Raw genomic sequence first — 24,912 nt, forward strand, 5'->3', positions numbered from 1 at the left:
TGTGAGCGCAAAACCCAAGGATTCTACAATGAGGTCTGCGTCAGTTTCCTGACGACACAAGGTTCCCCCTACTTATGAGCTCCAGCCCCCGCGTTTCCAAGCCCAAGCCCCCAAGCACCACACCCACGCCTGCCACCCCGGCCGCCGTGACCCCCATGGGCTGGATGCACACCGCACGTTTTTTGACCACCGCCGCGCAACTGCACCATTTGCCCGCGCTGGACACCCCCGAGATCGCCTTTGTGGGCCGCTCCAATGCCGGCAAATCCACCTGCATCAACACGCTGACCCAGCAAAAACAGCTGGCTTTTGCCTCCAAAAAACCGGGGCGCACCCAGCACATCAACCTGTTTGCCCTGGGCAAGCAGGGCATCACCGACGCCGTGCTGGCCGACTTGCCCGGCTACGGGTACGCCGCTGTGGCCAAGATGGACAAACTGCGCTGGCAGCAAGTCATGGCCAACTACCTGGTCAGCCGCGAGAACCTGACGGGCATCGTCATGATGTGCGACCCACGCCATGGCCTGACCGATCTGGACGACATCTTGCTGGAAGTGATTCGCCCCCGGGTGGAGCAGGGCCTGAAATTCCTGATCATCCTGACCAAGGCCGACAAGCTCACCCGCGCCGAGCAGGCCAAGGCCCTGTCGATCGCGCGACTGCAAGCCGGCGGGGGTGAAGTCAAACTGTTCTCGGCCCTGAAAAAACAAGGGGTGGACGAGGTGGCCAAACTGCTGTGGGACTGGACCCATCCGGTCGAAAGTGCTGCAGCCCCCGCCCCGGCAGAGCCCCCCGAAGACGAACCCGAAGCGCTGGACGAGTGAGCTGAGTCACCCACGGCGGCTTCATGCACATGGAGCAAGCCATTGAGCCCGAACATCCAGACTTGGCAGCAAGCGCTGCCCCACGGCATCACCCTCAGCTGCCGCGCCTGCGGCGACAAGGGCCGACCCGTGCTGATGTTTTTGCACGGCTTCCCGGAAGCGGCCTTCGTGTGGGACGAACTGCTGGTGCATTTTGCCCGCCCCGAAAACGGCGGCTACCGCTGCGTGGCGCCCAATTTACGTGGCTATGAGCGGTCCAGCGCCCCGGCCGAAGTGAAAGACTACCGGGCCAAATTTCTGGTGCAAGACATCGTGGCCTTGATCGATGCCGAATGTGACGGGCAGCCGCTGGCCGCGCTGGTCGCCCACGACTGGGGTGGTGCGGTGGCCTGGAACGTGGCCAACCAGCACCCAGATCGCATGCGTCAGCTCGTGATCATCAATTCGCCCCACCCTGCGCCCTTCCTCAAGGCCATGCAAAGCGACCCGGCGCAACAAGCGGCCAGCGCGTACATGAGCTTCTTGGTGCAGCCCCACGCCGCGGCTCAGCTCTCGGCCAATGGCTTTGCACAGTTGTTGGGTTTTTTGCGGGGCGACGACGACCAGCTCAGTGGTGCGCACAGCTTGGCCGCCAAAGCCGCGCCTTGGCTCACACCCGAGGTCGAGGAACGCTACAAGTTTGTCTGGTCACAGGGTCTTGACGGGGGCTTGAATTACTACCGCGCCTCACCGCTGCGGCCCGTCACAGCCACCGAAGATTTGATCTCGGACATGGTGCTGCCGGCCGAAATTTTGCGCATTGATGTGCCCACCTTGGTGCTGTGGGCGCAAGACGACATCGCCTTGCGGCCGTGCTTGACCGAGGGGCTGGACCAGCATGTGCCGGACCTGACTTTGGTGCCGATTGACAACGCCACGCATTGGGTGGTGCATGAGCAGCCCGCGCGGGTGATCTCAGAGATCAGCCGCTTCTTGAAGCACCCCGGTCAGTAAACGCTCGGCTCGCCCTCGGGCCGGGTCTTGAAGCGCTTGTGGACCCAATAGTATTGGGCCGGCTCCAAGCGGATGATCTCGGCCAAGCGTTCGTTCATCCGCTCGGTGTCGGCCTTGGCGTCGTCGCTTGGGAAGTCGGACCAAGGCGGGCCCACTTCGATGTCGTAGCCTTGCGCGGTCAGCCGCGTGACCACCGGCACCACTTGAGCGCCCACCAATTTGGCCATGCGCGAGAGCGAGGGCACGGTGGCCGCGGTCACGCCCATGAAAGGCACAAAGATCGAGTCTTCGCGCCCCAGGTCCATGTCGGGCGAGAGGTGCAAACGCTCGCCCCGCTTGAGGCCGACGATGATTTTTCGGATGCCCTCGTGGCGGAAATAAGGTTTGACATGGCCCCAACGCTCACGCCCTTGGCGCACCCAGGCTTCGAGCTCGGGGTTGGTCTGGGTCACATAAATGAAGGCCACGGGCTGCTGCGCATTCATGGCCACGGCAGTGCCACCGGCATCGAGCCCGACAAAATGCGGCGCAAACAAGACCATGGGCGTTTGGGCGGACAGCACCTCGGGCGCGCCGCACCATCGCAAACGCGAACGCACCACCGCTTCAGGGGCATGCCACAACCAGGCGCGATCGATCAAAGTCTGCCCCACCAGTCGGAAGTGTTCACGGGCGAGGGCCAAGCGCTCGGCCTCGGTCAGCTCGGGCATGCACAGCCGCAAATTGGTCAGCACGATGTGGCGGCGAGAGCGCGCAAAGCACCACAGCAACCACCCCAAGCCCGCGCCCACCGCACGCACCCATGACAGCGGCCAGCCGGCCATCCCGCGCATGCAGGCAATGAAAAATGAAATCATGAATCTTGCCGAGGCGATTTGTAGCGGGCATAGCCCCACAGGTACTGCTGCGGGCACGTCAAGATCAACTGCTCCATCGCCTGGTTGATTTGCACCACGGCCACGTCCAGATCGGCCGACAAGTCATGGCCCAGCGTCTGGGTGTGCAAACGAAAACCTCGGCCCCAGCTCAAACGCTCGCCCCAGATCAGCACCACTTGGGCACCGGTTTGTGCTGCCAAACGGGCCGCCAAGGTCATGGTGTAGGCCGGCTTGCCGAAAAACGGGGCCCATTGGCCCATGCCATCCGGCGGCACTTGGTCGGGCAACAAACCCACAGCATGACCCGAACGCAAAGCCTTGATCAACTGGCGCACGCCCGCCAAGGTGGTGGGCACCGCCTCCAGCCCTGGGCGGTTGCGGGCCACATCCATCACCGCGCCCAAGCCCGCGTGGCGCGAGGGTCGGTACAAAACGGTCAAAGGGCCATGGTCACCACCAAAACGCGAAGCCAAGGCCTGCGCCGTGATTTCAAAGCAGCCCATGTGAGGGGTCAAAAACAAGACCCCCTTGCCAGCGGCATAGGCCTGGGCGGCCGCTTGGTCCTCAGCCCATTGCACCGGCGCAGGGCGGCCCAGCCACAAGCGAGGCAACTCGGCCGACATGCACCCAGCCTGCCCCACGGCACCCAGCACGGTGCGCCAACCCAAGCCAGCCTGCTGGATGTTGTCCAGAAAACGGCGGCGGTAAGTGGGCGACAAAGCCCAAGCCAGCCAGCCACCCAGCCAGCCCATGGCATGCAGGGCCCACAAAGGCCAGACCGAAAAGAAACGGAACCATCTCAACATAGGGGGTGATTTTGCCTTGAACTGGGCCACGTCTTGGGGCAACTGGGACAGGCAGCCAGAAAGGCCTACCGGTTTTCAACACAGCGCTACCGGTTCGGCACCCCCACAAACAGGCGCGCACTGCATAACATCTAAACAGGCAAATGCATCCAACACGGCATTTCCATCCACCCAGCAGAGGACACCCCATGAAAAACGACAAACTCTCACCCGCTTACTTCAGCACCAGCGAGGTCGCCAAGGTGTTGGGGCTGTCCGTTGGGACCGTGCAGCGCATGGTCGAAACGGGGGTCTTCAAAGCCTTTGTGACGCAAGGCGGGCATCGCCGGATTTTGGCCAGCTCACTCGACCAGTTCTGCCAAGCGCAAGGCTTTGCCTGCCCCCAAGCCTCGCATGGAAAGCCCTTGATTTGCATCTTGCATGCCAGTGACCAAATGACCCGTGCATTGGCGCAACTGAGCCAGTGGGGCGATGTGCGGGTCATCACGCAACCCCTGGACCTGATGGGCATGCGCCGGGACATCGGGGCTTTGTTCATCGATGCCCGCATCGCCTGGGTGCACGAGGCACCGCTGCACCTGCAAGACACCAGTGCACGGGACGCCCGCATCGTCGTCTACAACAGCGACCACCTGCCCGCGTCGAGCGCCTTGCATGCCGCCGCCCATCTGTTGACCGTGCCTGGCGATATCAGCACCGATTTGGTGTTCGGCTACCTCATGGGCAGCACCGACCGGCACCCGCTGTCGATCGCCACACGCCCCGTTTTGCCCTTGGGCGATTCGGCTCACTTGCAAAGTGCCCATGCACATCACAAGCCATCGCTCACTGTGGCCTCTTGAAAACCGCGCAAAAGGCCTTATGATTAGCACTCGATGGAGTTGAGTGCTAACAACACCCCTCCACAGCGTTCAACGGCACCCTGTGGGTGCTTTCGTTTTAAACCCTTGTTTCAAATCCAGGAGATTCCATGAAACTGCGTCCTTTGGGCGATCGCGTGATCGTCAAGCGTATCGAAAGCGAAACCAAAACAGCTTCGGGCATCGTGATCCCCGATTCCGCTGCTGAAAAGCCCGACCAAGGTGAAGTCTTGGCCGTCGGCCCTGGCAAGACCAACGACAAAGGCGAGACCAAAGCCCTGAGCGTGAAAGTCGGCGACCGCGTCTTGTTCGGCAAATACAGTGGCCAGACCGTCAAGGTCAATGGCGACGAGCTGTTGGTCATGAAAGAAGAAGACCTGTTCGCCGTTGTCGAATAAGTCACCCTTTTCCATTTTTTAAATACATTCAGGAGCTACTCACATGGCAGCAAAAGACGTCATTTTCGGCGGCGAAGCCCGCGCACGCATGGTTGAAGGCGTGAACATTTTGGCCAACGCGGTCAAAGTGACCCTCGGCCCTAAGGGTCGTAACGTGGTTCTGGAGCGTTCTTTCGGCGCCCCCACCGTGACCAAGGACGGTGTGTCCGTGGCCAAGGAAATCGAACTCAAAGACAAGTTGCAAAACATGGGCGCCCAGATGGTCAAGGAAGTCGCTTCCAAGACTTCTGACAACGCGGGTGACGGCACAACGACTGCCACGGTGTTGGCCCAAGCCATCGTGCGCGAAGGCATGAAGTACGTGGCCGCCGGCATGAACCCCATGGACTTGAAGCGCGGCATCGACAAGGCTGTTGCAGCCCTGATCGAAGAGCTCAAGAAAGCCACCAAGGCCACCACCACCAGCAAAGAAATCGCCCAAGTCGGCTCGATTTCTGCCAACTCAGACACCAGCATCGGCGAAATCATCGCCAACGCCATGGACAAAGTGGGCAAAGAAGGCGTGATCACCGTGGAAGACGGCAAGAGCCTGCAAAACGAACTCGACGTCGTTGAAGGCATGCAGTTCGACCGCGGCTACCTGTCTCCTTACTTCATCAACAACCCCGAAAAGCAAGCCGCTTTGCTGGACAACCCCTTCGTGTTGTTGTTCGACAAGAAGATCAGCAACATCCGCGATCTGCTGCCGACGCTGGAAGCCGTGGCCAAAGCTGGCCGTCCTTTGCTGATCGTGGCTGAAGAAGTCGACGGCGAAGCCTTGGCGACTTTGGTGGTCAACACCATCCGTGGCATCTTGAAGGTGGTGGCTGTGAAGGCTCCAGGCTTTGGTGACCGTCGCAAAGCCATGCTGGAAGACATCGCCATCCTGACCGGCGGCAAAGTGATCGCTGAAGAAGTGGGCCTGACCCTCGAAAAAGTGACTTTGGCCGATCTGGGCCAAGCCAAGCGCATCGAAGTAGGCAAGGAAAACACCATCATCATCGACGGCGCAGGCGCTGCTGGTGATATCGAAGCCCGCGTCAAGCAAATCCGCGTGCAGATCGAAGAAGCCACCTCCGACTACGACCGCGAGAAGCTGCAAGAGCGCGTGGCCAAGTTGGCTGGCGGTGTGGCCGTGATCAAGGTCGGCGCTGCCACCGAAGTCGAAATGAAAGAAAAGAAAGCCCGCGTGGAAGACGCCCTGCACGCCACCCGCGCTGCAGTGGAAGAAGGCATCGTGGCTGGCGGCGGCGTGGCTTTGCTGCGTGCACGCCAAACCGCTGGTGTCATCAAAGGCGACAACGCTGACCAAGACGCTGGCATCAAGCTGGTGCTCAAGGCCATCGAAGCGCCTCTGCGCGAGATCGTTTACAACGCCGGCGGCGAGCCATCGGTGGTGGTGAACGCCGTCTTGGGTGGCAAAGGCAACTACGGCTTCAACGCTGCCAACGACACCTACGGCGACATGATCGAAATGGGTATTCTGGATCCTACAAAAGTGACCCGCACTGCTTTGCAGAACGCCGCTTCTGTGGCCAGCTTGATGCTGACCACCGAGTGCATGGTCTCCGAAGCCCCCAAGGACGATGCCCCAGCCGGTGGCATGCCTGACATGGGCGGCATGGGTGGTATGGGCGGCATGGGCATGTAATGCGCCCATGACACCGATCAAGCCTCGGCTTGATCCCAGTGCCACAATCAACCCTGCAGGTGCCAACCTGCAGGGTTTTTTTCTGTCTGAACGGATCGCTCATGAATTTTCAGCAACACCACAGCGCGATGCTGCTCAAGTACTCGGGCATCAGCTTCATTTCAGGGGCCGTGAACCACGGCTTTTTCAGCGGTGAGCGCTCGCTGTGGACCGCCGCCATCGGCATGGTGCTGTTCGTGCTCGGGGCCTGGATGGAACACCGCCTGAACGCGTCGTCCACAGACAGCCAAGCAGCGGGTTTGTTTCAAACCTTGGTACTCGGGGCCTTGCTGTCGATAGGCTTGGGCTTTTTCACCGGCGGTCTGCAACACTTTCCAGACTCACCCGCCCGCAGCGCATGGGTGGTGCCACTGGGGTTTATGGTCTCGGTATTGGCTTTGGCGTTGAGCACGCCTGAGGCCTGGCGGCGCAGTACCACGGTGTATGTGGCCCTGGTGGGCTCCTTGGTGGCTGTGGGCAGTTATGGCGCTTGGCAATGGCTGGCGCAGCACCCTGAGTGGGCAGCGACGGGCCACGCGCATGGCGAGGCCCCGGCTGCAGAACACAGCCATGGGGAACCCACTCATGACGGACATGCGGCTACAGCTGGCCCCTCGTTCATGCTGATCACGCGCAGCATCGGGTTGACGATGGACGACCAGATGCGCTTTACGCCTTCACAGGTGGACGTGCGCGAAGGCGAGACCATCCGCTTTGTGGTGCGCAATGCGGGCCAAACCGCCCACGAAATGGTGCTGGGCTCAGACGCCGAGATCCAAGCCCACGCCCAAGCCATGCAGCAAGGCCAAGCACATGATCAAAGCCACAGCCACGGCAGCGGCGCTGCCATCACGGTGGCGGCAGGCCAAACGGGCGAGATGGTGGTGAAGTTCGATCAAGCCCAAACCCTGCAGATGGCTTGCCTGATTCCAGGCCACTACGAGGCGGGCATGCGCGGCACGCTGAATGTGCGCAAGGCAGGCGCAGCCTCGATGACGCCAGTGCCCGCAGCGCACGACCACAGCACGCACAAGCACTGAGACCTCTGGGCCCACTAGGCCCAAGCCTCAAGCATCGACGATGTCAAAGCTGGTGGTGATCTCGGCCGTCTTGCCCAGCATGATGCTGGCCGAGCAGTATTTGTCGTGGCTCATGGCAATCGCCCGCTCGACCGCGCTGGCGGGCACGCCCTTGCCGGTGACGGTGAAGTGCATGTTGATTTTGGTGAAAACTTTGGGGTCGACTTCGGCACGCTCACTGCTGAGCTTGACGCTGCAGCCGCGCACATCGTGGCGACCGCGCTTCAAGATCAACACCACGTCATAAGCGGTGCAACCGCCTGTGCCGGCCAGCAAAGTTTCCATCGGGCGTGGGGCCAGGTTTTGCCCACCGTTTTCAGGCTTGACCGCATCGGGCGCGCCATCCATCGCGATGACGTGGCCGGAGCCGGTCTCGGCCAAAAAGCCCATGCCGGAGCGGGTGCCGGCAGCGCCGGTCCAAGTGACTGTGCATTCCATGATCGGTTCCTTGTGTTGCTGTGTTCACTTGATCGGGTCAAGCTTCGCGTTTGGCAGCGATCGTAAACGGAATTTCAGGGCGGGCTTTACATGATTTTTGCAATTTGAGACAGGCAACTTGCTGCATTGCAACAAAACGCCGCTACAATTTCGCACATGCGTGCTTTTTTGCATGCACCGTTTGTCTCCTCCACCCTCCGAAAAGGTGGATTTGCCCCGAACCGCAAGGCTCGGGGCATTTTTTTTGCCCCGTTATCATCAGGGTCAGTCCACACTGAATGCGGCAGCCCCATGCTGCCAACTGCACGCCATGTCCAAACACCTCAAGCCCGCCGACTACCTCAAGAAAATACTCAACGCCAAGGTCTACGACGTGGCGACCGAGTCGGCCCTGGAAACCGCCAAGAACCTGTCACGCCGCCTGCACAACAAAGTGCTGCTCAAACGCGAAGACCAGCAACCGGTGTTCAGCTTCAAGCTGCGCGGCGCGTACAACAAGATGGCGCACCTGACACCCGCGCAGCTCCAAAAAGGCGTCATCTGCGCTTCAGCAGGCAATCACGCCCAAGGCGTGGCGCTCAGCGCCAGCAAACTGGGCACACGCGCCGTGATCGTGATGCCCACCACCACACCACAAGTGAAGATCGATGCGGTCAAAGGCCTGGGCGGCGACGTGGTGCTGTTTGGCGAGAGTTATTCCGATGCTTACAACCACGCCGTGCTGCTCGAGAAAAAACAAGGCCTGACATTCGTTCACCCTTTTGACGACCCGGACGTGATCGCAGGACAAGGCACGATCGCCATGGAAATGCTGCGCCAGCACCAAGGCCCCCTGGATGCGGTGTTCGTGGCCATTGGCGGCGGCGGCCTGATCAGTGGCGTGGCCAATTACATCAAGGCGGTGCGCCCCGAGGTGAAAGTGATCGGCGTGCAGATGAACGACTCGGACGCCATGATCCAGTCGGTCAACGCCAAAAAACGCGTCACACTGCCCGACGTGGGCCTGTTCTCCGACGGCACTGCGGTGAAACTGGTGGGCGAAGAAACCTTCCGCGTTTCACGCGCCTTGGTCGATGAATACATGACGGTGGACACCGACGCAGTGTGCGCCGCCATCAAAGACGTTTTTGTGGACACGCGATCGATCGTCGAGCCTGCAGGCGCTTTGGCTGTGGCCGCCATCAAAAAATATGTGGCCCAGCACAAGACCAAGGGCGAGACCTATGCCGCCATCTTGTGCGGCGCCAACATGAACTTTGACCGCCTGCGCTTTGTGGCCGAACGCGCCGATGTGGGCGAAGAAAAAGAAGCCCTGTTTGCCGTGACCATTCCCGAAGAGCGCGGCAGCTTCAAGCGCTTCTTGGAGCTGATTGGCAGCTTGCCCGGCGGCCCGCGCAATGTGACCGAGTTCAACTACCGCATGAGCGACACCGACAAGGCCCATGTGTTTTTGGGCTTGTCCACCCACGGCAAAGGTGAGAGCACCAAGATCACGGGCCACTTCAACAAACAAAAATTTGCCGCCATCGACCTGACACACGACGAGTTGGCCAAAGAGCACATCCGCCACATGGTGGGCGGTCACTCGGCCTTGTCACAAGACGAGCGCTTGCTGCGCTTTGTGTTCCCCGAGCGTCCAGGGGCTTTGCTCAAGTTTTTGAGCCTGATGCGTCCGGGCTGGAACATCAGCTTGTTCCACTACCGCAACCAAGGCGCCGACTATGGCCGCATCCTGGTGGGCCTGCAGGTGCCGCCCAAGGACGACAAAGCCTTTGCCAAATTCATGGACACGCTGGGCTATCCCTACGCAGAAGAGACGAACAATCCGGTCTACAAGATGTTTTTGCGGGCATAAAAAAACGGGCATAAAGCCCGTTTTTTCAAGTCATTTCGCCGATCAAAACGGTGTGCCGTCCTGTTTGCGCGGCTGGTACCAGTTATACGAGCGCATCAAGTTGCGTTGCTCTGCGTCCTTGCCCCAAAGCTCGGAATAGGTCATCCATGTGCGTGGATGAAAATCACCCAACGCATTGACCGCTACCCCAGTAGCGCAATGCGCATCTGCAAGGGATTGCCGACTGCATTTGATCTCGGCAGCACGCAAAGTAGACCGCACGCCCAATTGGTCATCCCAGCCCGTTGCATTCGTGCCTGAGATCCAGGTTTTGTTAGCGTTTTCTTCATTGCGACGACCACTGATCCAAAGCGATGTCATCGGCACAATACTGTCCGTCCATGACAGGCTATAACCCCCAGTCGCAGGAACCGGCACCGGCGATTGCGCTGCATCACATGTCGCATCCCCCGAAAAACAAGGTGTCAGCAAGTTGGAGGACTGCATCTTCAAAGCCTTGATCCCGGCCAAAGCAGCATCGGTATACCTTGGCATCACCGCTTCAGGGCCATTGGAGCCCATCAACTCTTCGACCGTCATCGGACGCGCCACAGACCATGTTTTCTGTATTTTCGTGGTCCCGTCCATGAATACATATTCAATTTCCCACATACCCATGCTGGGATATTCAGCCAATTCTGCCGAAGTCGGGGTAAATGGCTGACCCGAATCATCCAAAGGTCGCATGATTCCCACGTCCTTGATGTCAGACGGCAATCTGGTTTCAGTATCGGAAATGAATTTCTGGGCAAAAGTCAAAGACTTGCTGGTGCCCGAGCAATGGTATTTCGGACTGTTCACCCCATATGTCGTTGTTTCTGTATTTTTGGGGGTCGATACTTGGTTGTCGCTTCCAAAATTCACTTCCGAAACCTTGCAAATAGCAAGATCACGAGAAGCCCCGCCAAGCGCCGATGCCATCAGGATTTTCTTGCGCTTGGGCGTGGTGACTTTGGCATAGTTCACAACGGACTTGCCGCTTTGAATCAAATCACGCACTGAAATCAGATACTGACTTTGCACATAATCGAGCGACCGGTCACTGCGCAAGGGAAACTCGCGCTTTTGACTGTGGGAGACCACCGTCCAAGGATAAATATTCCGATCCCCGGAAAGCCCCAGAATTTCCTCACCGTTGTATGTGTACTTGGTTGTATAGAGCATGATGTTTTCCCGATTGCCCTGCTCATTCACCCATGACATTGCCACGATGGCGCGGCCCACACCATCGCCACGACGAACACCCATCAAATCCTGAACCAAATAAGGCTTAGGCACTGGCTTGAATTCAACAGAACCTGCGTACGTGAACAAGCCTGCAAACTGGGCACTGGCACCCAAACGTTGACCAAAATTCAAATATTGCGTCGGATCATTGTTGAGAAACACTTTTTTGCATGGCGCCGACAACACCGCACTGGCACCATCGGTTCTGACAGACGGCAAGTCCCGGTAGCATGCATTCAGATTGGCAATCAATCCCGTGTAAAGAACCGACGCATTGTCTGGCGTGAGTTCATTCGCATTGAGCGTCCCTAGCCTGACACGCTCTGCATTGGCCTCGGCAAGAGAAGAACGGGAAGTCAAGTTCACAACAGGCAATTGACTCGCAGGATTTTCCGGATCAGTCGCCACCTTGACAACAAATTGAACGTTAGCTGTTTTGACCGTTCCATTCGCGGCATTGGACACAACAGAAATCGAATCAAGCAGTTTGTCTTGTCCCTTTCCATTCGCAACGAACGCCGAAGTAAAAATATCAGCTGAAGCCCCTACGGCGCTACTTACAGGAGAAAGCGCTGCTGAAATGATCTGCCGTTTCTCTTGCACAAGTTCCTTGGTCGGCGCAACGGCATTGGTTTGCAAAGCAGCAACAAGTCCTTCAGCTGCACCGGTCGGGGAGACGAAAGCCGCCACAGCATCAGAAAGAGGTGTGATATTTGACACACCACTTGATGCATCCGTGTGGATGGCATGGAGCACAATTTCATCTTTAGCAAGTTTTAAGGTGTACGGGGCAACACCTTTGGTCGTCAAAGTGACACTGAAAACACCACCCTCACCCGTATTGCCGGATCCAACGACTGCGCCAGTGGCGTCATAAACCGTTATCGATCCAGCTTCAATGGGCGCCCCAACTGCGGCCGTTCCCGATATCACAACGGACTGAGCAGACGTACCAACTCCATTATTCGAGGACCCACCCCCACAAGCCACCAACACCGCCGCCGCAGGCAGCAAGACCAATTTCATCGTTTTCTTCAACATAACGACCCTTTAGGCGAAAAATTACTAAAAAATCATTTTGAAACTGAAAAATATTTTTGAGAAGCATTTATTCTCAGTAGTTACCCTCGAACAACGAAATTGATAAAATCAGCGCTTATGGTTTATTCAAGGGCGGAAGGTTGAGTGTGACCTGTGAACCAAGTGAGGCAAGCCGGGCCTGGCGGTTAGTCAACGCTTCGAGCGTCCAGCCATCAATCACCACTTGCCCCACGCGAAACGGCTTGGGCGCTTGGCCATCGATGGCCAACAGGGCGCTGCCCTCGCCGCTGGGTGCGGCAATGACCCCGAGCAACTGAATGGACTTGTCGTCCGCGCTGGGCAAGCCCTCTTTCACCCGGGTAGCGCCCAAAATGCGGGGCAGCGCGTCCGCTGACGCCCCCAAGGCTCCTTGCGGTGCATCCACCAGCGCAGTCTTCGCCAAAGATGGCCCAGACGGAAAACTCCAGATCCAATAGCCTGCGCTCAAAGCAGCAGCGAACCATATCAGGCCCGTCAGCCAAGGGGTCCATCTGGAACGCGGGGCAAGAGGTAGGCGAAAAGTGGTCATACAGAGATTATGATGGATGGCATGCAAACCTCACAGTCCTCCCGCTCACGCCGTCAACGCGGCTTCACCCTGATTGAACTCATGGTCGTGCTGGCCATCATTGGCGTGTTGGCCGCCTTGATCGTGCCGAATGTTCTGGGGCGCGCCGACGATGCCCGCATCACCGCCGCGCGCACGGACGTGGGCAACCTGATGCAGGCGCTCAAGCTCTACAAGCTGGACAACCAACGCTACCCCAGCGCCGAGCAAGGCCTCAAAGCCCTGATCGCCAAGCCCACCTCCGAGCCTGTGCCGGTCAACTGGAAATCTTATTTGGACAAATTGCCCAACGACCCTTGGGGCCGCGCTTACCAATACATGAACCCTGGCATCAAGGGCGAGGTGGATGTGCTGTCCTTTGGCGCTGACGGTCAAGCCGGTGGCGAGGGCAACAATGCGGACATCGGCAGCTGGCAATAAGCCAGCTCAGACCTCATCCCAAGGCTTTACCCTGCTGGAACTTTTGGTGGTGGTGGCGCTGATCGCCATCGCCACAGCCGGGGTGAGCTTGTCCTTGCGTGGCAGTGCCGACAGCGCCTTGGAGCGCGACGCCACACGGCTGGCCGCCTTGATGGAAACCGCCCGAGCCCAATCGCGCGCCAGCGGCTTGACCGTGGTGTGGCGCAACACACCGACAGGGTTTGTGTTTGAAGGCTTACCGCCTCCTGGCTTGCCGCAAAACTGGCTGAACGACAGCACACGCGCAGCCCAGCCACTGGCGGTGGTGCTGGGCCCCGAACCCTTGATCGCGCCACAAAGCATCGCCTTGGTGAGCACGCAGGGCACGAGCAGCATCTGGCTGGTCAGCGATGGCCTCAGTCCTTTTCAGGTGCAGCGCAGCCCTGGCCGGACGCCGCCATGAAACGCTTGTCCAAGGGCTTCACCCTGATCGAGGTGCTGGTGGCGCTGGGCATTGTGGCCGTGGCGCTGATGGCTGGCCTCCAAGCCACGGGCTCGCTCAGCCGCAACGCTGAACGGCAAAGCCTGAGCATGTTGGGCCAGATGTGCGCCGACAACGAACTGATCCGCTTGCGCCTGCGCAGGCAATTGCCCGACACGGGCAGCAGCGATGTGGAATGCCTGCAGGCCGGGCAAGCCTTGCAGGTCAATCTGAACATCAAGACCACGCCCAACCCCAACTTCCGGCGGGTGGACGCCCGGGTGCTCCAGCAAGGCGAGTTCATCTTGCAAGTGTCCACCGTGATGGGGCGCAACTGATGCACTTCGCGCCTCAACGCCACGCGGGCTTCACCTTGATCGAGGTGCTGGTGGCCATCACCGTCATGGCGTTGATGTCGCTCATGGCTTGGCGCGGGCTGGACGGCATGCTGCGCTCGCAAAGCGGCTTGCAAAGCCGCGCCAACGAGGTGCGCACACTGCAAGCGGGCCTGGCCCAATGGCAAACCGACCTGGACCAGATGGCCGAACTGAACAACACCCCCAGTTGGCTGTGGGATGGCAAGGTCTTGCGGCTGACGCGCCGCGCCAATGCCCAAGACGAAGCCATTCAGGTGGTCGCCTGGACCTGGCGCAGCGATGCGGGCCGGCCCGGTGGTGGCGACTGGCAGCGCTGGCAATCGGCCCCGCTGACCAGCCAAGCCGCCTGGCGTCAAGCCTGGGGCCTGGCAGAGCAGTGGAGCCAAACCCCCACCGAAAACAACCGAGCCCAACAGGTGCAGGTCCACCCTCTGTCGGGATGGCAAATTTTTGTACACCGTGGCGGCAGCTGGGCCAACCCCTTGTCCAGCGATGTGGTCACGGCAGGCAGCACCAATGCACCCACCGCCAAACAGGGCACCCCACCCGATGGCGTGCGCTTGATCTTGAGCCTGCCCCAAGGCCCCGTCGGCACTGGTCCGCTGACGCTCGACTGGATACGGCCCACCTTGTCAGGAGGCACCCCATGAGGCACCAAAAAGGCGCGGCATTGCTGGTGGCCATGTTGGTCATGGCCCTGGTGGCCACCTTGGCCAGCGCCGCCTTGTGGCAGCAATGGCGCCAAGTCGAGATCGAATCGGCCGAACGTGGCCGCAGCCAAACCGGCTGGATGTTGACCGGTGCACTCGATTGGTCGCGCCTGATCTTGCTCGAAGACGCCAAGTCCCAACAAAGCGGCAACGCCGACCATCTGGGTGAACCCTGGGCCTTGCCGGTGCAAGAGTCCAAACTGTCTACCTTTTTGTCGCAAGACCAAAAATGGCAAGAGGGCGACGCCGAAGTGTTTTTGTCGGGCTACATCACCGATGCCCAATCTCGGCTCAACCTGCGCAACCTGATGGACCAAGGCACACTGTCGCTGCCTGATCTGGCTGCTTGGCGCCGCTTGTTTGAGCAATTGGGCCTGCCGCTGGAAGAGCTCAACACCATGGTCCGGCTCTTGCCTTTGGCGTTGACCAGCAACAACACGCCCGATGCCACGCCATCATCGACTGCCCCCCTCATGCCGCAGCTTACGGCGCAGCTGGTCTGGCTGGGCATGAGCTCCCAAACGGTCGCAGCCTTGGAGAACTTCGTCACCGTCTTGCCGGAGCCCACCACCATCAACCTGAACACCGCGCCCGCTGAAGTGCTGATGGCCTGCCTGCCCGGCCTGGACATGGTCAGTGCACGGCAGCTGCTGACGCAACGCCAGCGAGCCCACTGGACCAATCTGCAGGACGTGCGGCAAATCCTCGGGCCTCTGGGCACGTTGTTGAACAACAATAGACACGGCGTTCAAAGCAGCTTTTTCGAGATCAACGGCCGCATGCGCATTGACCAAGTGATGCAACAAGAACGCGCTCTGGTCAAACGTGAAGGCAGCAACGCAGTTCGCATGCTCTGGCGTGTGCGAACACCTTTGTTGATGCCCTCTGCGCCCCTACAATGAATTCCACATGCGCACACTGATTCTTCAACTGCCAATCGGACCGCCTCAGGCCAACACCCTCTACCCGCACGCCTGGGCAGAAGGCGCTTCGCAAACTTCTCCCTTGGCGCTGAAGTGGGCCAGCAGCGCATTGCTTCCCAAACTCGACCGGACATCGGAGTTGGTGGTGATGGTGCCGGCACTGGCGCTGTCCTGGCACCGCGCAGAACTGCCCCCTGGGCTGCACAAACAAAAAGCTCGGCTGCTGGCGGCCCTGCAAGGTCTGCTTGAAGAGCGTTTGCTGGACGACCCTGCCCAATTGCACATGGCGCTGCCCAGACAATGGAAGAACGCCCCATCGGCATGGGTCGCGGTGTGCGACAAAGCCTGGCTGCAAGCCCACCTGAGCGCACTCGAATCCGAAGGGCTGACCGTTCACCGCATCGTGCCGGAATTCAGCCCCGATACGCCTTCACTCCAAATCACAGCCACCGGTGATGCCGAGACCGGATGGCTCTGGACCTGCCAGGCCGAACGCGGCGTTTGGGGCACCCCCTTGGCGAGCGTTGACGCCTCGACATGGCCCCCTCAAGTTTTGGAAGCTGCAGACATCCAGGCCGAACCTGCCGTGGTGGCGCTGGCTTCGCAAAAATTGCAAACGCCGGCTCGTTTGATGTCGCCAGCCCAACATTGGTTGACTGCCATCGCCAGCGACTGGGATCTGGCGCAATTTGAGTTCCAGTCCGATGCACGTGCTCGCCAATGGAAAACCGTGCAACGGGTGACCAGCGATCTCTTGCAGCACCCGCAATGGCGCTGGGCACGTTGGGGCCTGGGCCTGCTGATGTGCAGCCAACTGATCGGCCTCAACGCTTGGGCTTGGAAGACCCGCGCCCATTGGCAAGCCCAACAGCAAGCTTGGTCACAGATGTTGCGCGAGACCCTGCCTGACACCCGCGTGGTGGTCGATGCCCCCTTGCAAATGCAGCAAGCTGTGGCCCGCCTGCGCCAAAATGCCGGGGCTTTGACGCCAGGGGATCTCGAATCGATGCTCCAGGCACTCGGTGAGGCCTTGCCGCCCCAAGTGGCGGGCCCCCGCCAATGGCGCTTGAACGACGGCCAATTGCGGCTGGGCGGCTGGACACTGCCAGATACAGAACAACAAGCCATTCAAAAAGCCTTAGGCCAACAAGGCTACCAATGGCGCGCCGAAGGCGAGGAATGGTTGATGAGCCCACGAGGTACGCCATGACACCGTTGATTCAAACCTTGATGCCCCCGCTCAAAGCATTCTGGCAAGCGCGCAGTTTGCGCGAACGCCGCGCTTTGCAATGGGCCGCAGTGGTCCTTGGCCTTGCCGCCGTCTGGTCAGCGGCATTGGCCCCGGCCTTGCGCACTTGGCAGGACGCCCCCGCCAAACAGACCGAGCTGGACCGCCAAACACAGCACATGCTGCAATTGCAGGCGCAAGCGCGCCAGTGGCAGGCCTCACCGGCGATCAGCCGAGCCCAGGCCATCACATGGCTGCAAGCGCACGCCAAGGATTTGGCCCCCGACGCCAAGCTCCAAGTGCAAGGCGATGTGGTGAACCTGAGTTTTCAAGCCGCACCGGCCGACGCGCTGGCCACTTGGATCGCGCAGGCCCGCGAACATGCCCATGCCCGACCTGTCCAAGCGCAAATGCAGCAAACACCCTCACCCACAAAATCGGGCGCAGCGAGCGCTGCTGCGCAGGTGATGTGGGGCGGAACCTTGCAACTGAGCCTGCCCGGATGAGCCGCCCATGAAACGCACACCATTGCGCACTGCCGCGTCATCGGCCAGCCCTTGGGGCTGGGCGCTGTCGGGCGCTTTGCTGGGGGCCTTGTTGGCCAGTGCCATCTGGGCACCCTCACGCTGGCTGTCTGAGTCCTTGCGCCAAGGCACACGACAACAGGTTCAATTGGACAGCCCGCGCGGCACAGTCTGGCAAGGCTCGGCCCAACTTACCCTCAGCGCAGGGGCTGGTAGCCGCGGCGCGCAAACTTTGCCAGGGCGCTTGCATTGGCGCATCCAGCCGGGCCTGACCACCTGGAAGCTGGAGCTGCTCGCCGATTGCTGCATGGACCAAGCCGCACAAGCCACCGTGCGTCTGGGCTGGGCCACCCAACAAATTCAGTTGGAAGATCACCAATCGCGCTGGCCAGCTGCATTGCTGTCGGGCCTAGGGGCCCCTTGGAATACGCTTCAGGCCGAAGGACAGCTGCAGTTGCGCACCGAAAGCTTGCAATTGCAATGGGCCGACGGTCGACTGCAAATGCAGGGGTTGGCCGAATTGGATGCGCAGCGAATGTCCTCACGCCTGAGCACCTTGAAACCCATGGGCAGCTACCGCGTGCAAGTGCGTGGCACACCGCAAGGCAGCGCCACTCCCCAGGTGCTTTTGAGTACCCTGCATGGTCCGCTGCAATTGCAAGGCCAGGGCCAATGGGTAGGCCAGAGGCTCCATTTTTCTGGCGAAGCCAGTGCCGACGCTGGCACTGAAACCGCTTTGTCCAATTTGCTGAACATCATCGGCCGCCGTCAAGGCACGCGCAGCCTGCTCACTTTGGGATGAACCCATGCACACACTCAACACACTTTTCAGATCAGGCCGCTTGTCGGTCATGGCGCTGGCGCTGACCCTGGGCAGCTCGGGCTTGGCTTGGGCGCAAACGCCTGGGCAAAAAGCCAAAGGCAAAGAGCCCATCACGCTCAACTTTGTGAATGCCGACATCGAAGCCGTGGCCCGCACACTGGCCAGCTTGTCCGGTCACAACGTGGTGGTGGATCCGCGGGTCAAAGGCACCCTGTCACTGTCAAGCCAAGTGGCCGTGCCGCCTGCGCAGGCCCTGCACCTGTTTGCCACCCAGCTGCGCACGCAAGGCTTTGCACTGATCGAATCTGCAGGCCTGTACACCGTGCTGCCCGAATCCGAAGCCAAGCTGCAAACCGGCACGGTTTCTGCCGGCCCAGTGGCCGCCAGCAGCGGTCAGGTGATCACGCAGATTTTTCGACTGAACCACGAAAACGCCAACAACCTCGTGCCCATCTTGCGGCCGCTGATCAGCCCCAACAACACCATCAACGTCAACCCCGGCACCAACGCGCTGGTGGTCACCGACTACAGCGACAACCTGCAGCGCCTGGGCCGCATCATCGCAGCGCTGGATGTGGCCAACGCCACCGGCGTGGAAGTGATCCGGCTGCAACACGGCATCGCCGCCGACATGGCGGTCATGGTGCAGCGCCTGATCGACTCGGGCGCCGCAACGGGTGCCGCCGGTGTGGCCAATGCGGGGCCTGCACAATCGGATGCAGGCTTCAAAACCACGGTGTTGGCCGAAGCCCGCACCAATGCCCTGATCGTGCGCGCCGCCAACCCGGCCAAGCTGGCCTTGACGCGCAGCCTGATCGAGCAACTGGACCAACCCAACGCCACGGGCGCCCGAGCGGCCAGCGGCAACATCCATGTGGTGTATCTGAAAAACGCCGACGCCACCAAACTGGCCGCCACACTGCGCGCCGCCATCAGCAGCAGCGCCATGGGCGGCACCTCCGGTGGCAGCTCGGGCAGCGTGGCGAGCGGCATCAACACCCCCAGCTTGCCAGCCCCCCAGGGCGGCAACGCCACTGCCAACAGCAGTCAGCCCTCCACCGGCGGCCAGATCCAGGCCGACCCGGCCACCAACTCGCTCATCATCACCGCACCTGAGCCGCAATACCGCCAACTGCGCAGCGTGATCGACATGCTCGATCAACGCCGCGCGCAGGTCTTCGTGGAAAGCCTGATCGCCGAAGTCAGTGCCGACAAAGCTGCCGAGTTTGGCGTGCAGTGGATGAGCGGCACAGGCACGGGCAGCAACACCGTCGGCGTGATGGGCACCAACTTCTCGGTGGGTGGCACCAATTTGCTGTCCTTGGCAGCCAACGCAGCCAAAGGCACTTACGCCGCATCCCCCGGCTTCAACATCGCCGCTGGTCAGCAACGCAACGGTGTGCTGGCCTTGGGTGCCCTGGCGCGCTTTTTACAAACCAATGGCGATGCCAACATCTTGTCCACGCCGAATTTGCTGACGCTCGACAACGAAGAAGCCAAGATCGTGATCGGCCAAAACGTGCCCTTTGTGACCGGCCAATACACCGCGAACAACAACACCACCAATGGCGCGGTCAATCCCTTCCAGACCATCGAGCGCAAAGACGTGGGTTTGACCTTGCGTGTCAAACCCCAGATCAGCGAAAGCGGTACCGTGAAGATGCAAATCTTCCAAGAAGTCAGCAGCATCGACAGCAAAAGCTCCAGCACCTCGGGTCTGATCACCAACAAGCGCTCCATTGAATCGAGCGTGCTGGTCGAAGACGGCTCCATCGTGGTGCTGGGCGGCTTGCTGCAAGACGACACCAGCAGCAGCCAAGAAAAAGTGCCCGGCATTGGCGACATCCCCTTCCTGGGCAATTTGTTCAAGGCCGAAACCCGCAGCCGCAAGAAAACCAACCTGATGGTGTTCCTGCGGCCGGTGGTGGTGCGCGATGGTGCGGCCACCGAAGCCCTGTCTTTGGGCCGCTACGAACAAATGCGCCTGAACCAGCTGAACAACCAGCCGGTCGCCACCCCCGCCATGCCGATCGAAGGCGCTGCCGTTTTGCCCAGCCTGACGCCTGTGGTTCCACCGGCTAACAAGCCCTGAGCCATGCGCGCCACGCACCCCCTGCCCTACACCTTTGCACGCAGCCACCGGCTGCTGCTGGAAGGCTCCTCACAAGGCTTGACCTTGTGGCTGTGCGACAGCAGCGAGCATTCCGCACAGTCTGAGGTCACCCGCAAATACGGGCCCCAAGGTCTGAGCTTTCAACACACGAGCTTGTCTGACTTACAAGAACGCATTCACCTGGCCTATGCCGGAGGGCAGGCCCATGGCGCGTCCACGGCTGCCGATGTGGTCAGTGAAGTCGAGTCCGATGCCGACCTCTCGCGCATGATGCAAGAGCTGCCCGCGGTCGAAGACTTGCTCGAAGCCAGCGACGATGCGCCCATCATCCGCATGCTCAACGCCTTGCTCACGCAGGCGGCGCGCGATGGGGCCAGCGACATCCACATCGAGCCCTACGAGCGCCACTCCAGCGTGCGCTTTCGCATCGACGGCAGCTTGCGTGAAGTGGTGCAACCCAACCGGGCGCTGCATGCCGCCTTGATTTCGCGCCTGAAAATCATGGCCGAACTCGACATCGCCGAAAAACGCCTGCCGCAAGACGGCCGCATCAGCCTGCGCTTGGGCAGCAAAGCGGTGGACGTGCGCGTCTCGACTTTGCCCAGCGCCCATGGCGAACGCGCTGTGCTGCGTTTGCTCGACAAGAGCGAGGCACGCTTGACGCTCGAAGCCGTGGGCATGCAAGGCCGGGTCTTGCAACAAATCGAGCAACTCATCGCTCAGCCCCATGGCATCTTGCTGGTCACCGGCCCTACGGGTTCGGGCAAAACCACCTCTTTGTACGCAGCACTGCAAAGGCTGGACGCGGCGCACAACAACATCATGACCGTGGAAGACCCGATCGAGTACGAACTGTCTGGTGTGGGCCAGACCCAGGTCAACAGCAAGATCGATCTGACCTTTGCCAAGGCCTTGCGCGCCATCCTGCGCCAAGACCCCGATGTGATCATGATTGGCGAGATCCGCGACTTTGAAACCGCGCAAATCGCCATCCAGGCCTCGCTCACCGGTCACCTGGTGCTGGCCACGCTGCACACGAACGATGCGGCCAGTGCCGTCACGCGCTTGACCGACATGGGCGTGGAGCCCTTCTTGCTCAGCTCTTCGCTGCTGGGCGTGCTGGCCCAGCGCCTGGTGCGCCAGCGCTGCAAGGCCTGCGCCGGTGCAGGGTGCGACGCCTGTGGCCAGACCGGCTATGCAGGCCGTACCGGCATTTTTGAATTGCTGGTGGCCAGCGACGAAATCCGTGCCCAGATCCACCAAGGTGCTGCCGAGTCCGAACTGCGTGCCACTGCTTTGCGACAGGGCATGGTGCTCATGCGTGACGATGGCCAACGCCTGGTGGATGCCGGCATCACCACCACCGAAGAGCTGCTGCGCGTGACACGCGACTGAAGCCCATGCGCGCTCAAAGCCCCATCACTCGCTCAACGGCCCTGCAGGGCCTGGTGTCAGTGCTCCTTGGGGGATGGGCTTTGAGCAGCTGGGCGCAAGATCCAGCACCAGAAACACCGCCTCCTGCGGCCAGCCCAACACCTTGGACCTACAGCCTGGGGCTTCGCAGCGACATCGCCGACTTGCGCCACCCTGGCACACAAAAACTGCACCTCAACCTCGGCCTGCGTTATGGCCGATGGCGCATTGGATCCACCGATGGCAGCAACTGGCACCGCTTTGGCCAGGTGCTGCAAGACAGCGGCCTGGCTTATGACCTGCGACAAGACTCCAAATGGAGCTTGGCGGTCTCCGGCAGCATCATCAACCTGGACCAGAGCGGCCAATTTGACGCCATCAAAGCCGGGCGCAAAACCCTGCGCGCCAAGGCAGGCGTGGACTACCGCTTGCCCAACCGCTGGTCCGTGGGGCTGATCGCCACGCAAGATCTTTTCATGCGTGGCGATGGGACCACTTTGTCGCCCACACTCACGTACCGCCACCCCCTCAGTGAGGTCAGCACCTTGATGCTGAGCCAATCCATGACCTGGGCGAGCAGCGCCCACTGGCAGACGCAACAAGCCCTCGACCCCTTGGCCAGAACCCACCAAGGCACAGGCCTTGGGGAATATGCCGTTCAACTGGCCTACCGCCAACGCCTGTCGCACCATTGGGCTTTCTTCAGTCAGCTGGGGGCGCAACACACCTTGAGCCCTGTACACCCATCCTCTTTGAACACCATCCCCAGCTGGAACTATTCTGGCCAGTTCGGTGTGGTGTATTTCGCCCATTGATCGCCCATGCCCGCCTACCGTTTTGAAGCCCTGCAAGCCGATGGCGCCACGCGCAAAGGTGTGATCGAGGCCGACAGCCTCAAAACTGCGCGCAGCCAATTGCGCGCTCAATCCTTGGTGCCCCTGAGCGTGGAAGCCATTGCCAGTGGTTCGGCCGATCCCAACACCGCACTGCCCTGGTGGCAGCGACCCGTGGGCCGCTCACGCGCCTTCAGCGGCAGCCAGCGTGCGGTCTGGACCCGTCAACTCGCGGGCCTGGTGGGCAGCGGCCTGCCCATAGAGAGGGCCTTGACGGCCTTGGCCGAAGAAGCCGACGACGACAAGCAGCGCCAGCTGATGGCCGCCATCCGGGCCGAAGTCAATGGCGGCAGCAGCTTGGGCCATGCGCTGGCGCAACACCCCGGTGAATTTCCGGCCATCGACCGGGCGGTGATCGCTGCCGGTGAGCAAAGTGGTCATTTGGGCATGGTGCTGGAGCAACTGGCCAATGACCTCGAAGATCACCAAGCCTTGCGCGCCAAATTGATGGGCGCTGCGCTGTATCCGGCCATTGTTTGCCTGGTGGCGTTGGCCATCGTGATTTTTTTGGTCACCTCGGTCGTGCCGCAAGTAGCCGGCGTGTTTGCAGGCACCAAGAGACAACTGCCCATGCTCACCGTCGCCATGCTGGGGCTGAGCGATTTTGTGCGGCAATGGGGCTGGTTGATGCTGGGCTTGGCGGTGGCGGGGCTTGGGGCCTTTCGCATGGCCTTGCGCCAGAGTGCCTTTCGGCTGCGTTTTGATGCGGCGTTTTTGCGCTTGCCCCTGATCGGCCGTTTGGCGCGGGGCTACAACAGCGCCCGCTTTGCCTCCACCTTGGCCATGCTGACAGCCGCTGGTGTGCCTATCCTCAAAGCCTTGCAGGCGGCAGCCGACACCTTGTCCAACCAGGCCTTGCGCGCCGATGCCCTCGAAGCCTTGGTGCGGGTTCGCGAAGGTGCACCTCTGGGCAATGCCTTGGCACAGCATGCGCGCTTTCCGGGGCTGCTGAGCATGTTCGCCAAGCTGGGCGAACAGACTGGCCAGTTGCCCGTGATGCTGCAACGCGCCGCACAGCAGCTGTCTTCTGAGGTGCAGCGCCGCGCCATGGCCCTGGCCACCGTGCTCGAGCCTTTGCTGATTGTGGGCATGGGTGGTTTGGTCATGTTGATCGTGCTGGCCGTTTTGATGCCCATCATGGAGTTGAACCAATGGGTGAAATGACGCCCCCACGCTCGCCCACTGCGTGTGGCTCTCTGCCCCCCAAGGGGGCCTTCGCGCCTTGGGGCGGCCCGGCGGCGCTCAGAAGACGCCCCCACCCTCGCCCACTGCGTGTGGCTCTCTGCCCCCCAAGGGGGCCTTCGCGCCTTGGGGCGGCCCGGCGGCGCTCATCTTTCAACCCATGAGGTGAACCATGCCCATCACACTTGAAGGCCAATTGGTCGTTGCCATTTCGTCTCGTGCCTTGTTCGACTTTGAAGAAGAAAACGAAGTCTTTGAGCAAGGCGATGACCGCGCCTACATGAAGCTGCAGCTCGACCGACTGGAAGAGCCAGCGCGGCCTGGTGTGGCGTTTTCGCTGGTCCGCAAGCTCTTGGCCTTCAACGATGCGCAAGCCCAGCGCGTGGAGGTCGTGATCCTCTCGCGCAACGACCCGGTCTCGGGCATGCGGGTGTTCCGCTCGGCGCAGCACTACGGCCTGCCCATCCAGCGCGGCAGCTTCACACGCGGGCAATCGCCCTGGCGTTACCTCAAGCCCCTCAACGCCAACCTGTTTTTGTCCACCCACCTGTCCGATGTGCGCGCGGCCTTGGGTGCAGGCGTTCCCGCCGCGCAGGTCTATCCGCATTCGGCCTTGGCCTCTGAGGCGCATCCGCACGAAGTGCGCATCGCATTCGACGGAGACGCGGTCTTGTTCTCCGACGAGGCCGAGCGGGTGTTTCAGTCTGAGGGCCTGTCGGCCTTTCAAAAGCACGAAAGCGACAAAGCGGCGCAGCCCCTGCTGGCGGGGCCCTTCAAACCCTTGCTGGCGGCGCTGCACCGCTTGCAGCAAGAAGGCACACCGGCGATGCGCATCCGCACAGCGCTGGTCACCGCCCGCAGCGCACCCGCACACGAACGCGCCATTCGCACCTTGATGGACTGGAACATCGAAGTGGACGAAGCCATGTTTTTGGGCGGTCTGCCCAAAGGCGAGTTTTTGCGTGAATTTGAGCCCGACTTTTTCTTTGACGACCAGACCGGCCACATCGAATCGGCCGCGCGCCATGTGCCTGCTGGCCATGTGGCCTCGGGCATCTCCAACGACTGACGC

25 protein-coding genes are annotated in these 24,912 nt (G+C 60.8%); 20 read left to right on the forward strand and 5 right to left on the reverse strand.

The features are described 5' to 3' along the window. Nucleotides 1–74 precede the first annotated feature (74 nt). Nucleotides 75–824 (forward strand): ribosome biogenesis GTP-binding protein YihA/YsxC, encoded by a 750-nt coding sequence (yihA, locus tag QLQ16_RS08170; RefSeq protein WP_431310398.1) that lies wholly within the window; start codon nucleotides 75–77, stop codon nucleotides 822–824. A gap of 42 nt (nucleotides 825–866) precedes the next feature. After that, on the forward strand, nucleotides 867–1,817 hold the full coding sequence (locus tag QLQ16_RS08175; RefSeq protein WP_283224200.1) for an alpha/beta fold hydrolase: 951 nt from the start codon (nucleotides 867–869) through the stop codon (nucleotides 1,815–1,817). Here QLQ16_RS08175 and QLQ16_RS08180 read toward each other — a convergent pair. Both QLQ16_RS08180 and QLQ16_RS08185 read right to left on the reverse strand, forming a co-directional pair. Beyond that, nucleotides 1,811–2,674 (reverse strand): LpxL/LpxP family acyltransferase, encoded by an 864-nt coding sequence (locus tag QLQ16_RS08180; protein WP_283224201.1) that lies wholly within the window; start codon nucleotides 2,672–2,674, stop codon nucleotides 1,811–1,813. The genes QLQ16_RS08175 and QLQ16_RS08180 overlap by 7 nt on opposite strands. Beyond that, entirely contained in the window at nucleotides 2,671–3,501 is an 831-nt protein-coding gene (locus QLQ16_RS08185) for a lysophospholipid acyltransferase family protein (RefSeq protein WP_283224202.1), read from the reverse strand. Before QLQ16_RS08185 ends, QLQ16_RS08180 begins: the two co-directional genes overlap by 4 nt. Nucleotides 3,502–3,689: 188 nt before the next feature. On the opposite strand from QLQ16_RS08185, the gene QLQ16_RS08190 reads away from it, so the two are divergent. The 4 genes from QLQ16_RS08190 (at nucleotide 3,690) to QLQ16_RS08205 (ending at nucleotide 7,528) form a co-directional block, all read left to right on the forward strand. Next, on the forward strand, nucleotides 3,690–4,343 hold the full coding sequence (locus QLQ16_RS08190; RefSeq protein ID WP_283224203.1) for a helix-turn-helix domain-containing protein: 654 nt from the start codon (nucleotides 3,690–3,692) through the stop codon (nucleotides 4,341–4,343). A 128-nt stretch (nucleotides 4,344–4,471) separates the two neighbouring features. Next, nucleotides 4,472–4,759, forward strand: coding sequence for a co-chaperone GroES (gene groES, locus QLQ16_RS08195; RefSeq protein WP_191817946.1), 288 nt, complete (start codon nucleotides 4,472–4,474; stop codon nucleotides 4,757–4,759). 43 nt (nucleotides 4,760–4,802) lie between these two features. After that, nucleotides 4,803–6,449, forward strand: a complete 1,647-nt coding sequence (gene groL / locus QLQ16_RS08200; RefSeq protein ID WP_283224204.1) for a chaperonin GroEL — start codon at nucleotides 4,803–4,805, stop codon at nucleotides 6,447–6,449. Nucleotides 6,450–6,550: 101 nt separating this feature from the next. Next, the gene (locus QLQ16_RS08205) at nucleotides 6,551–7,528 is read left to right on the forward strand and encodes a cupredoxin family protein (protein WP_283224205.1); all 978 of its coding nucleotides are present in this window, start codon (nucleotides 6,551–6,553) and stop codon (nucleotides 7,526–7,528) included. 27 nt (nucleotides 7,529–7,555) lie between these two features. Here the strand turns inward: QLQ16_RS08205 and QLQ16_RS08210 are convergent, their stop codons facing one another. Further along, a complete protein-coding gene (locus tag QLQ16_RS08210; RefSeq protein ID WP_283224206.1) occupies nucleotides 7,556–8,005 on the reverse strand; it encodes an OsmC family protein in 450 nt (149 codons plus the stop codon). Between the two features lie 310 nt (nucleotides 8,006–8,315). Between QLQ16_RS08210 and ilvA the strand changes: the two genes are divergently transcribed. After that, nucleotides 8,316–9,860 (forward strand): threonine ammonia-lyase, biosynthetic, encoded by a 1,545-nt coding sequence (gene ilvA, locus QLQ16_RS08215; RefSeq protein ID WP_283224207.1) that lies wholly within the window; start codon nucleotides 8,316–8,318, stop codon nucleotides 9,858–9,860. Between the two features lie 42 nt (nucleotides 9,861–9,902). Here ilvA and QLQ16_RS08220 read toward each other — a convergent pair whose 3' ends face one another. Together QLQ16_RS08220 and QLQ16_RS08225 are read right to left on the reverse strand one after the other, a co-directional pair. Continuing rightward, entirely contained in the window at nucleotides 9,903–12,167 is a 2,265-nt protein-coding gene (locus QLQ16_RS08220; RefSeq protein ID WP_283224208.1) for an Ig-like domain-containing protein, read from the reverse strand. Between the two features lie 115 nt (nucleotides 12,168–12,282). After that, the gene (locus tag QLQ16_RS08225; protein ID WP_283224209.1) at nucleotides 12,283–12,591 is read right to left on the reverse strand and encodes a hypothetical protein; all 309 of its coding nucleotides are present in this window, start codon (nucleotides 12,589–12,591) and stop codon (nucleotides 12,283–12,285) included. A 165-nt stretch (nucleotides 12,592–12,756) separates the two neighbouring features. Here QLQ16_RS08225 and gspG point away from each other — a divergent pair, with 165 nt between their 5' ends. From gspG to QLQ16_RS08290, 13 genes are all read left to right on the forward strand, one after another. Then, entirely contained in the window at nucleotides 12,757–13,194 is a 438-nt protein-coding gene (gspG, locus tag QLQ16_RS08230; protein WP_283224210.1) for a type II secretion system major pseudopilin GspG, read from the forward strand. Beyond that, nucleotides 13,169–13,636: a prepilin-type N-terminal cleavage/methylation domain-containing protein gene (locus tag QLQ16_RS08235; protein WP_283224211.1), complete on the forward strand. Its 468-nt coding sequence runs from the start codon at nucleotides 13,169–13,171 to the stop codon at nucleotides 13,634–13,636. Before gspG ends, QLQ16_RS08235 begins: the two co-directional genes overlap by 26 nt. Next, nucleotides 13,633–13,992: a type II secretion system minor pseudopilin GspI gene (gene gspI / locus QLQ16_RS08240; protein ID WP_283224212.1), complete on the forward strand. Its 360-nt coding sequence runs from the start codon at nucleotides 13,633–13,635 to the stop codon at nucleotides 13,990–13,992. Before QLQ16_RS08235 ends, gspI begins: the two co-directional genes overlap by 4 nt. Then, nucleotides 13,992–14,681, forward strand: coding sequence for a PulJ/GspJ family protein (locus QLQ16_RS08245; RefSeq protein ID WP_283224213.1), 690 nt, complete (start codon nucleotides 13,992–13,994; stop codon nucleotides 14,679–14,681). The genes gspI and QLQ16_RS08245 overlap by 1 nt, the downstream gene beginning before the upstream one ends. Next, nucleotides 14,678–15,643, forward strand: a complete 966-nt coding sequence (gene gspK / locus QLQ16_RS08250; protein WP_283224214.1) for a type II secretion system minor pseudopilin GspK — start codon at nucleotides 14,678–14,680, stop codon at nucleotides 15,641–15,643. The genes QLQ16_RS08245 and gspK overlap by 4 nt, the downstream gene beginning before the upstream one ends. Before the next feature lie 7 nt (nucleotides 15,644–15,650). Continuing rightward, entirely contained in the window at nucleotides 15,651–16,874 is a 1,224-nt protein-coding gene (gene gspL / locus QLQ16_RS08255; RefSeq protein WP_283224215.1) for a type II secretion system protein GspL, read from the forward strand. After that, nucleotides 16,871–17,398 (forward strand): type II secretion system protein M, encoded by a 528-nt coding sequence (locus QLQ16_RS08260; protein WP_283224216.1) that lies wholly within the window; start codon nucleotides 16,871–16,873, stop codon nucleotides 17,396–17,398. Before gspL ends, QLQ16_RS08260 begins: the two co-directional genes overlap by 4 nt. A 7-nt stretch (nucleotides 17,399–17,405) precedes the next feature. Beyond that, nucleotides 17,406–18,218, forward strand: coding sequence for a type II secretion system protein N (gspN, locus tag QLQ16_RS08265; protein WP_283224217.1), 813 nt, complete (start codon nucleotides 17,406–17,408; stop codon nucleotides 18,216–18,218). 4 nt (nucleotides 18,219–18,222) lie between these two features. Then, a complete protein-coding gene (gene gspD, locus QLQ16_RS08270; protein WP_283224218.1) occupies nucleotides 18,223–20,331 on the forward strand; it encodes a type II secretion system secretin GspD in 2,109 nt (702 codons plus the stop codon). Between the two features lie 3 nt (nucleotides 20,332–20,334). Continuing rightward, entirely contained in the window at nucleotides 20,335–21,747 is a 1,413-nt protein-coding gene (locus QLQ16_RS08275; RefSeq protein WP_283224219.1) for a GspE/PulE family protein, read from the forward strand. 5 nt (nucleotides 21,748–21,752) lie between these two features. Then, the gene (locus QLQ16_RS08280; RefSeq protein WP_283224220.1) at nucleotides 21,753–22,580 is read left to right on the forward strand and encodes a MipA/OmpV family protein; all 828 of its coding nucleotides are present in this window, start codon (nucleotides 21,753–21,755) and stop codon (nucleotides 22,578–22,580) included. A 6-nt stretch (nucleotides 22,581–22,586) separates the two neighbouring features. Then, nucleotides 22,587–23,822 (forward strand): type II secretion system inner membrane protein GspF, encoded by a 1,236-nt coding sequence (gene gspF / locus QLQ16_RS08285; protein WP_283224221.1) that lies wholly within the window; start codon nucleotides 22,587–22,589, stop codon nucleotides 23,820–23,822. Between the two features lie 190 nt (nucleotides 23,823–24,012). After that, on the forward strand, nucleotides 24,013–24,909 hold the full coding sequence (locus tag QLQ16_RS08290; protein ID WP_283224222.1) for a 5'-nucleotidase: 897 nt from the start codon (nucleotides 24,013–24,015) through the stop codon (nucleotides 24,907–24,909). Nucleotides 24,910–24,912: the final 3 nt, after the last annotated feature.

Source organism: Limnohabitans lacus, assembly GCF_030053395.1.
In the GTDB taxonomy this organism is placed as follows: domain Bacteria; phylum Pseudomonadota; class Gammaproteobacteria; order Burkholderiales; family Burkholderiaceae_C; genus Limnohabitans_A; species Limnohabitans_A lacus.

Coding starts and splice junctions, on each gene's coding strand:
- yihA (WP_431310398.1), top strand. CDS start 75: ATGAGCTCCAGCCCCCGCGTTTCCAAGCCCAAGCCCCCAAGCACCACA.
- QLQ16_RS08180 (WP_283224201.1), bottom strand. CDS start 2,674: ATGATTTCATTTTTCATTGCCTGCATGCGCGGGATGGCCGGCTGGCCG.
- QLQ16_RS08185 (WP_283224202.1), bottom strand. CDS start 3,501: ATGTTGAGATGGTTCCGTTTCTTTTCGGTCTGGCCTTTGTGGGCCCTG.
- QLQ16_RS08190 (WP_283224203.1), top strand. CDS start 3,690: ATGAAAAACGACAAACTCTCACCCGCTTACTTCAGCACCAGCGAGGTC.
- groES (WP_191817946.1), top strand. CDS start 4,472: ATGAAACTGCGTCCTTTGGGCGATCGCGTGATCGTCAAGCGTATCGAA.
- groL (WP_283224204.1), top strand. CDS start 4,803: ATGGCAGCAAAAGACGTCATTTTCGGCGGCGAAGCCCGCGCACGCATG.
- QLQ16_RS08205 (WP_283224205.1), top strand. CDS start 6,551: ATGAATTTTCAGCAACACCACAGCGCGATGCTGCTCAAGTACTCGGGC.
- QLQ16_RS08210 (WP_283224206.1), bottom strand. CDS start 8,005: ATGGAATGCACAGTCACTTGGACCGGCGCTGCCGGCACCCGCTCCGGC.
- ilvA (WP_283224207.1), top strand. CDS start 8,316: ATGTCCAAACACCTCAAGCCCGCCGACTACCTCAAGAAAATACTCAAC.
- QLQ16_RS08220 (WP_283224208.1), bottom strand. CDS start 12,167: ATGTTGAAGAAAACGATGAAATTGGTCTTGCTGCCTGCGGCGGCGGTG.
- gspG (WP_283224210.1), top strand. CDS start 12,757: ATGCAAACCTCACAGTCCTCCCGCTCACGCCGTCAACGCGGCTTCACC.
- QLQ16_RS08235 (WP_283224211.1), top strand. CDS start 13,169: ATGCGGACATCGGCAGCTGGCAATAAGCCAGCTCAGACCTCATCCCAA.
- gspI (WP_283224212.1), top strand. CDS start 13,633: ATGAAACGCTTGTCCAAGGGCTTCACCCTGATCGAGGTGCTGGTGGCG.
- QLQ16_RS08245 (WP_283224213.1), top strand. CDS start 13,992: ATGCACTTCGCGCCTCAACGCCACGCGGGCTTCACCTTGATCGAGGTG.
- gspK (WP_283224214.1), top strand. CDS start 14,678: ATGAGGCACCAAAAAGGCGCGGCATTGCTGGTGGCCATGTTGGTCATG.
- gspL (WP_283224215.1), top strand. CDS start 15,651: ATGCGCACACTGATTCTTCAACTGCCAATCGGACCGCCTCAGGCCAAC.
- QLQ16_RS08260 (WP_283224216.1), top strand. CDS start 16,871: ATGACACCGTTGATTCAAACCTTGATGCCCCCGCTCAAAGCATTCTGG.
- gspN (WP_283224217.1), top strand. CDS start 17,406: ATGAAACGCACACCATTGCGCACTGCCGCGTCATCGGCCAGCCCTTGG.
- gspD (WP_283224218.1), top strand. CDS start 18,223: ATGCACACACTCAACACACTTTTCAGATCAGGCCGCTTGTCGGTCATG.
- QLQ16_RS08275 (WP_283224219.1), top strand. CDS start 20,335: ATGCGCGCCACGCACCCCCTGCCCTACACCTTTGCACGCAGCCACCGG.
- QLQ16_RS08280 (WP_283224220.1), top strand. CDS start 21,753: ATGCGCGCTCAAAGCCCCATCACTCGCTCAACGGCCCTGCAGGGCCTG.
- gspF (WP_283224221.1), top strand. CDS start 22,587: ATGCCCGCCTACCGTTTTGAAGCCCTGCAAGCCGATGGCGCCACGCGC.
- QLQ16_RS08290 (WP_283224222.1), top strand. CDS start 24,013: ATGCCCATCACACTTGAAGGCCAATTGGTCGTTGCCATTTCGTCTCGT.